Below are 7,925 nucleotides of genomic sequence, written 5' to 3'. Positions count from 1 at the left end.
AATCTCCAGAAAAGTCACAAATTCTGATACAGCGCGACGAAGACGGGCGTGAGACTGTACGTTTGCAGGGTACATCGATACTAGAAAGATGCGGAGCGTCGTGAGATCTGGAGGAAAACAAACCACTTTTCGGTGTAGTACAGAAAAATAGACTACTGCATACAAACCCGAAAAGGGATGTTTTCTGAATGAGCCCGCCCGCAGGAGGCTGAAGTGACGCAGATGAGCCTTTTTCAACGGTCCTTTAGATCGCTTTGGGCTTGGCAAAAATCATTCTGCCGGCAGCAGTCTGCAGCACCGAGGTAACCAAAACGCCGATGGTCTCACCGATATGCTTCTTGCCACCGTCCACTACGATCATGGTGCCATCGTCAAGATAAGCGACTCCCTGACCAAACTCCTTGCCGTCTTTCACTACATAAACCACCATTTCTTCACCGGGCAGAACCACCGGTTTTACGGCATTGGCCAGCTCATTGATGTTCAAAACAGGCACACCCTGGAGTTCAGCCACTTTGTTCAAATTATAATCATTGGTTATGATTTTGGCTTTCATCACCTGGCCGAGTTTGACCAGCTTAGCGTCCACTTCGGCGATATCGTCAAAGTCCCGGCTGTCAATCTGCACGAACATCCCTAATTCTTTCTGAATGCGGTTTAAGATATCCAGCCCCCGCCGTCCCCGGTTGCGTTTCAACAGATCGGAGGAATCGGCAATATGCTGCAGTTCAGCTAAGACAAAGCCGGGTATAATAAGAATGCCTTCAATGAAGCCGGACTGACAGATATCGGCAACCCGGCCGTCAATAATGACACTGGTGTCCAGAATTTTATACTGGTATATGTTGATCGCCTTGTTCTCTTTGGCCTTGTCATTCTTTATCCAGGGAAGAACCGAGCATAAATTTAAAAATTCTTCCCGTTTATGAATAGCAATGTTAATTCCCAAGTAGCCAAAAATGATACTGAGAAATACCGGAACATATGTACCGACAAGGGGAATCGGCAAAAATGCAGAACCCAATAAATTAGAAATTATGAGTCCAATAGCAAGTCCCAAGGACCCTGCGATAACATCGTTTATCGGCATTCTGTTCAATCTGGCTTCCACCCAGTAGGTAAATTGCCACAGATATTTCAGCAAAAAAGGCGCCAGCAAAACCCCGATAGCCCCGCCCAAAAGGCCGCCGTTAAAAACGAAAGTATGGTTGTCAGGGTAATGCCAAATATGCCGGTCTGCAAAAATTCCACACTAACCAGCGGTGCCAGGAAGGGGATAATCCGGTCAGTCATCATTAGTCCGGCAATGATTGACATGGTGACAATGACGAACCGTAAAATCTTATTAAGCAATGTACCACCTCCTTTTTCTACTCATTACTGTATCAGAATTTAGAACTTTCGGGAAGGTGACAATAGTTTCCTTGCCCACATGCCAAAAGTCCCTTTAAATTCACCACAGTCCCAAGAGGATTTGCCTCTTTCTGTTTAATTATAAAGGACTTTTCGCTTTTCAGCAAGAGATGACAAAACAAAAATAATCCATTATATGGTAAACTTATGTTTAGTATTACCGCAGAATGGAAAAAACATACACGTTACTTTACTCTATATCGCTCTGTATATATCGTTATAAATTATTTGCAAAGTAATATTAAAAATTTTTGCTACTTCAACCTATATTTCTACTATAAAATTAAACGGCAATAATTGTAAATTTTTAACAGAATAGTGACGTTGACAACCATAGATGCCTGTCTATATAATAAAACACAAAGTGAGGTGTGCGTATCCATGCATGATAAATGCTGCTTACATTTCCAATCCGCCGTTGACGAATACCTAATCCGCCACCGAAGTATTCTGGATGTGTTAACAAAGTATCAGGAAGCAGCAGGCCGGGTCAATCGCGCCTATGCCAAAGCCGTAACCGAATGCGGCTGCGTCCAGGTCCATGCTGGGCGCCAGCAGGTCCCGCCGGAAGCGACCTTTCGCGACCTGAGAAAGTTTATGTCCGAGCATATATCCGGCGAACCCTGCGAGCAATGCAGAGAAATCCTGTCCAAAGAACTGGGGCACAGTTTGTTTTATCTGACCGCTTTGTGCAATATGTCCGGCCTGAACCTTGATGACATCATGCAGCAGGAGTACGAAACTATTACAACTTTGGGGATTTTTCACCTATCCTAATACATAAGATCTCTGTCTTCAAGTACAGCGCGTCTTTGCAAAGACGCGCTGTACTTTTATCTTTAGCGGACGGTCCGGGAGCTACATAAATCAAATGGCAACCGGGCACTCTAGTATCAAATTTCTGTGCGCAGAGCACCAGCCTGAGGTGGATCATGAAACTGCTACAGTGCCCAATAATTCAGATTCGAATTCGTCAGATTATCCTTTTAACGCTGCTAGGCTTGCTCCTATGGTTGCCCACGACCGTAAAGGCCGAAAATGAATTAGCTGATTCCGCCTATTTCACAGTGGTGGATGAAGCTGGCAATATCATACTGGAAACCGGCATGGAGGTCCGGGTAGGCGATCAGTTTATTGATGAGGATGACCGTCTCTTTGAGATTACCACGGTAGAAGACAAGAAAGCCCATGCGGTGCGTCAGCCGGAAACCGGCGCCCTGGAACTTTTCGATGATGCTGTCCCGGCTCAGGCTTCTCCCACTCCCAACGCACCCCTCATTGCCGTCTATCACACTCATACTGATGAGTCCTACATTCCTACCGATGGCACCGACAGTCAAAAAGGCAGAGGCAGCATCATGAAGGTGGGCGATGCTTTTGTCGCGCGTCTGCAGGAGCTCGGTTATCGGGTGGTACACAGCAAGACTCTCCACGATCCTCATGATGCCAATGCTTATTACCGTTCCCGCCGGACAGCCGTCAAACTGTTGAACAACCGGCCAGCGGCGCTGTTTGACGTCCACCGTAACAGTGCGCCGCTGCGAACCTATTATATAACCATAGGCGGTAAAGAAGCCACCAAAATGCTTTTAGTGGTGGGCAGGCAAAATCAGTACCGCATGACCACCCAAGGGTTTGCCAGGCGGGTGAAAGCCGCCGTGGATGCCAAGTACAAGGGACTAATCCGAGGGATTTTTCTGGCCCACGGCAACTATAATCAGGACCTGAGCCCCAGAGCCCTGCTGCTGGAGGTAGGTACTCAATTTAATAAACGGGCTGTGGCTGAGCGCAGCATTCAGCTGTTTGCCGATGCCCTGCCGTCCATTATCCCGCTTCCGCCGCCCCAAACTGCCTCAGCGGCGGATTCCCAGCAACCTCCCATTCCGGGAACAGTCAATAACAATAATCAGCCGCCTCCCGGTACTCCTTCTGGCGCCGCCGGGACTGCCGGCGCCGGCAGCCTGGATGCTTTTTACAACATACTGGCTATCGTCGGATTGGTTGTCCTCGGCGCCGGTGCCTTTTTATACCTCAGCAGCGGCAGTTGGGGGGAAGTAAAACAAAAACTCTCTCGTCTGCGCAATGTGGAATTTACCAATTTTCTCGGTCCTTGGCGAAAGAAGGTCAAAGCTTGGGCCAAACGTCGCAAGCCATAGGCTGCAAGACTAGGATGTGTTAATATCGCTATATTGCAAAAACAGACTCGACGACGATTTGTTTGGGCGGCAGGCGTGCTGGCCATTGTTTCCCTTGGCTTGTACGCTTTACTGGTGTACCTGCCCTTTAACATTATGTCCGTACAGCAAAGACCGGAACAAAGAGCCCAGCCGGTCTATGATTACTACGTAGTCACCGAAGAAAAAACCGGCGTTGTCCTAATGTATGTACCGCTGGTGCTAAGCATCGGCGACGATGTGATCGGCGAGGACAACTGCCGCTACCGGGTAGTCAGAATCACCGGCAATCAGGCCTACGCCCGTTTCCTGGAGAAGTTGGGACTGCACGATGTCGCTCCCCACCCCTAACCGCCCCGAGCCTGAGACCGTTGAAATAGGAGCAGCAAACAAGCGGGCCTTTTTCAACGGCTCAAAGCATCGCCGCCATAGCCTCTGCTACCGTCCCTACTCCGATGAGTTCCATCTCCTGAGGGCGTACTTTTAGCGCCGTCAAATTTCCTTTTGGAATCACTGCCCGGACAAATCCCAGAGTGGCCGCCTCGGCGATACGGGCATCCATACGGGATACCATGCGCACCTCACCGGTAAGACCCACCTCCCCCACAACCACGGTACGGGAATTCAGTGCCTGATTACGAAAACTGGACGCTACCGCCAGCGCCACCGCCAGATCAGCCGCCGGTTCTGTCACCCGAATGCCACCCACAGCGTTTACATAGGCGTCCTGGTTAGCCAGCGACAATCCTACCCGTTTCTCCAGCACTGCCATTAACATGGCCAGCCGGTTATAATCAAAACCCACGGTGGTGCGCCGGGGCATCCCGAAACAAGTAGTGCTTACCAGCGCTTGCATTTCGATCAGCAGAGGCCTGACCCCTTCCAGATAGGCCAGCACCACCGAACCTGGCGTCTGATCCGGCCTTTCCGACAATAACAGTTGGGAAGGATTTTTTATTTCCATCAGCCCCTGTTCCTCCATGGCAAAGATACCGCTTTCGGTAGTGGAGCCAAACCGGTTCTTAATAGCCCGCAGCACCCGGAAGGAATAGTTCCGCTCTCCTTCAAAGTATAGAACCACGTCCACCATGTGCTCCAGCAGGCGGGGACCGGCGATATTCCCCTCCTTGGTCACATGGCCAATAATTGCCACCGGCACATTGGTTTCTTTAGCATAGCGGAGCAGCTTTGCGGTGGATTCCCGGACCTGCCCCACACTGCCGGGGGCGGAGGGGATATCGGGGCAAAACATAGTCTGGATGGAATCAATCACCAGGAAAGCCGGCTTGGATTGACCGGCCTCGGCAAGAATGGCGTCGATATTGGTCTCAGTCATGATATACAAACTCCGGGCCAATTCGCCCAGTCGCTCGGCCCTCATGCGCACCTGAGCCGCCGATTCTTCGCCGGATACATACAGGCCGTTGCCATACAAACGGCTGATCCCGGTAGCTACCTGCAGCATGAGAGTGGACTTGCCGATCCCCGGATCTCCCCCAACCAAAACCAAAGAACCGGGCACCACTCCACCGCCCAGCACCCGGTCGAATTCTTTGACGCCGGTATTGCGCCTGGGCAGGGAAGCAGTTGCAATATCGACAACCGGACAGGGTTTATTCACGCTCAGGCTAAAGCCCCGTTCATTCTTTGCCACCACCGGCATTTCTTCTACCATAGTGTTCCAGCCGCCGCAATTGGGACAGCGGCCCAGCCATTTAGGCGAATCATGGCCGCATTCCTGACAGACAAAAACAATTTTAGGCTTCGCCAAGAAATGACCTCCTCAAATTCTATAGAAAGAAAGGCTCAAACAGATTTTCTGTTCTGAGCCCTTCTGCATGCATTCCGACAATTCCTGCTTATGCTTTTTTCGCAAAGCGAAGCTGTCCGTCTTCGGCCACATCTGCCAGTATGGTGTCGCCGGCAGCTACCTCCCGGCGCAGCAGCATCTCGGAGATCGGGTCCTCCACCAGTTTCTGAATGGCCCGACGCAAAGGCCGGGCACCGAAATCCGGGTCATGACCCTCTTTCATAATGATTTCTTTGGCAGCATCCTGCACGTCAACGGCAATCGCATATTCTGACAGACGTTTGGCCACATCCTTCAACATCAAATCGATGATCTGTTTCAGTTCCGGACTAGTCAAGCTGCTAAACACGATCATTTCATCCACCCGGTTTAAGAATTCCGGCCGGAAGGTACGCTTGACTTCCTCCATAACCCGGGATTTCGCAGCCTTTTCGTCGTTTTCGCTGCTGCCGGCCAGAAAACCTACTGCCGCAGCGTCTTTTTTCAAGTGCTTGGCGCCCACGTTAGAGGTCATGATAATCACGGCATTTTTGAAATCCACGGTACGGCCCTTACTGTCGGTCAGACGGCCGTCTTCCAGAATCTGCAGCAGAATATTGAACACGTCGTAATGAGCCTTTTCTATCTCGTCAAACAGAACCACCGAGTAAGGCTTCCGCCGGATAGCGTCAGTGAGCTGTCCGCCTTCCTCATAGCCCACATAGCCGGGAGGAGACCCTACCAGACGGGATACTGTATGTTTCTCCATGTATTCGGACATATCCAGACGGATCATGGCATTTTCATCCCCGAACATGGCCTCGGCCAGGGCTCTGGCCAGCTCGGTTTTGCCTACGCCGGTAGGTCCCAGGAAGATAAAGGAGCCGATGGGGCGTTTCGGGTCTTTGAGCCCGGAACGGGCCCGACGCACGGCCTTAGCCACGGCGCTTACAGCTTCTTCTTGGCCGATGACCCGGTTGTGCAGCACTTGTTCCAGCTTCAGCAGACGCTCAGACTCTTCTTCCGCCAGTTTTTTCACCGGAATGCCGGTCCAGCTGGCTACCACCTGAGCAATATCCTCAGCCGTAACCACGACCTGTTCGCCGCCTTTATGCTTCCACTCTTTCTGACGGGTCTCCAATTCTTCCCGGACCTGTTTTTCTTCGTCGCGCAGCTGAGCCGCCTTTTCAAACTCCTGGGCCTTGCTGGCAGCTTCTTTTTCCAGGCTGATCCTCTCCAGCCGCTGTTCGATCTCTTTCACATCCGGCGGCAGAGAAAATGCTTGCAGCCGGACTTTGGAAGCCGCTTCATCCATCAGGTCAATGGCCTTATCCGGCAGAAACCGGTCGGCAATGTAGCGATGAGACAGTTTAACGGCGGCGTCAATGGCCTCATCGGTGATCTGGGCTTTATGGAAGGCCTCATAGCGGTCTCGCAGGCCTCGCAGGATAGCAATGGCATCCTCTACGGTGGGTTCACCCACAATAATCGGCTGGAACCGCCGCTCCAGGGCTGCATCCTTTTCGATATGCTTCTTATACTCATCCAGGGTGGTGGCGCCGATGACCTGCAGTTCGCCCCGGGCCAGGGAAGGTTTCAGGATGTTGGCCGCATCAATGGCGCCTTCGGCGGCGCCAGCCCCAATCAGGGTGTGCAGTTCGTCGATAAACAGAATGATATTGCCGGCCTGACGAATCTCTTCCATGACTTTTTTCAGCCTCTCTTCGAATTCGCCGCGATATTTGGACCCGGCCACAATCGAAGCCATGTTCAGGGATACTACCCTTTTATCCCGCAATATCTCGGGGACCCTGCCCTCCACAATCTGCTGAGCCAATCCTTCAGCCACCGCCGTTTTGCCGACACCGGGCTCACCGATCAGCACCGGGTTATTTTTAGTCCGGCGGCTTAAAATCTGAATCACCCGTTCAATCTCGGCATTGCGGCCAATTACTGGATCAATTTTTCCTTCCTGGGCTAATTGATTAAGGTCACGGCCGAATTCATTCACGGCCGGGGTAGTGGATTGGCCCTGCCCCGGCGCCTTAGGCTGAGGCGCCTGACCGGATATGGCAAAACCGCCTAACAGCTCAATCACTTTGGCCTGTACGGCCTGAAGATCGGCTCCCAAACTAACCAGGACCTGGGCCGCCACCCCGTCTCCTTCGCTGATTAACCCCAGCAAAAGGTGTTCTGTTCCCACATAGTTATGACCCATTTGCTGTGCGTGCTGCACTGCCAGCTCCAGGACCTTCTTGGAACGGGGAGTCAAAACAACCTCTCCCGGCTGCTCTTGCCCATATCCAATTGCCTGCTCGATTTGTTCTTGCACGGTCTCGGCGTCCACATCCAGCGCTTCCAGAGCCTTAGCGGCAACGCCGCCACCCTCTTTAATAAGGCCCAGCAATAAATGTTCCGTGCCGATATAGCCATGACGGAAGCGGATGGCTTCCTGCCGCGCCAATTCCAATGCTTTCTGCGCTCTTTCAGTAAATCTGTTCAACATAATGTTTCCTCCTCTATGACACCATCATGAACCTATCTGGACC

Annotated in this window: 5 protein-coding genes and 1 pseudogene; 3 read left to right on the top strand and 3 right to left on the bottom strand. The window is 51.7% G+C overall.

Annotated elements, in window-relative coordinates:
- Window positions 1–244: 244 nt before the first annotated feature.
- A pseudogene (locus ALO_RS15210) lies at window positions 245–1,317 on the bottom strand (PIN domain-containing protein).
- Window positions 1,318–1,794: 477 nt separating this feature from the next.
- Between ALO_RS15210 and ALO_RS15205 the strand changes: the two are divergent.
- The 3 genes from ALO_RS15205 (at window position 1,795) to ALO_RS15195 (ending at window position 3,938) form a co-directional block, all read left to right on the top strand.
- Window positions 1,795–2,190 carry a nucleoside triphosphate pyrophosphohydrolase family protein gene (locus ALO_RS15205; protein ID WP_040293587.1) on the top strand — a complete coding sequence of 132 codons (396 nt, stop codon included), beginning with the start codon at window positions 1,795–1,797 and terminating at the stop codon, window positions 2,188–2,190.
- A gap of 155 nt (window positions 2,191–2,345) precedes the next feature.
- Entirely contained in the window at window positions 2,346–3,569 is a 1,224-nt protein-coding gene (gene spoIIP, locus ALO_RS15200) for a stage II sporulation protein P (protein ID WP_004097474.1), read from the top strand.
- A gap of 75 nt (window positions 3,570–3,644) precedes the next feature.
- Window positions 3,645–3,938 (top strand): hypothetical protein, encoded by a 294-nt coding sequence (locus ALO_RS15195; RefSeq protein ID WP_004097472.1) that lies wholly within the window; start codon window positions 3,645–3,647, stop codon window positions 3,936–3,938.
- A gap of 61 nt (window positions 3,939–3,999) precedes the next feature.
- On the opposite strand, the gene radA is transcribed toward ALO_RS15195, so the two are convergent.
- Together radA and ALO_RS15185 are read right to left on the bottom strand one after the other, a co-directional pair.
- Window positions 4,000–5,358 (bottom strand): DNA repair protein RadA, encoded by a 1,359-nt coding sequence (radA, locus tag ALO_RS15190; RefSeq protein ID WP_004097470.1) that lies wholly within the window; start codon window positions 5,356–5,358, stop codon window positions 4,000–4,002.
- An 88-nt stretch (window positions 5,359–5,446) separates the two neighbouring features.
- Window positions 5,447–7,882, bottom strand: coding sequence for an ATP-dependent Clp protease ATP-binding subunit (locus ALO_RS15185; protein WP_004097469.1), 2,436 nt, complete (start codon window positions 7,880–7,882; stop codon window positions 5,447–5,449).
- Window positions 7,883–7,925 lie beyond the last annotated feature (43 nt).

The organism is Acetonema longum DSM 6540, assembly GCF_000219125.1.
In the GTDB taxonomy this organism is placed as follows: Bacteria; Bacillota; Negativicutes; order Sporomusales; family Acetonemataceae; genus Acetonema; species Acetonema longum.
The sequence above is the reverse complement of the archived record's forward strand: the minus strand, read 5'-3'. Positions and strand labels throughout refer to the sequence as shown.

Excerpts from the sequence above, each read along its gene's own strand:
- ALO_RS15205 (WP_040293587.1), top strand. The coding sequence starts at position 1,795 with ATGCATGATAAATGCTGCTTACATTTCCAATCCGCCGTTGACGAATAC.
- spoIIP (WP_004097474.1), top strand. The coding sequence starts at position 2,346 with ATGAAACTGCTACAGTGCCCAATAATTCAGATTCGAATTCGTCAGATT.
- ALO_RS15185 (WP_004097469.1), bottom strand. The coding sequence starts at position 7,882 with ATGTTGAACAGATTTACTGAAAGAGCGCAGAAAGCATTGGAATTGGCG.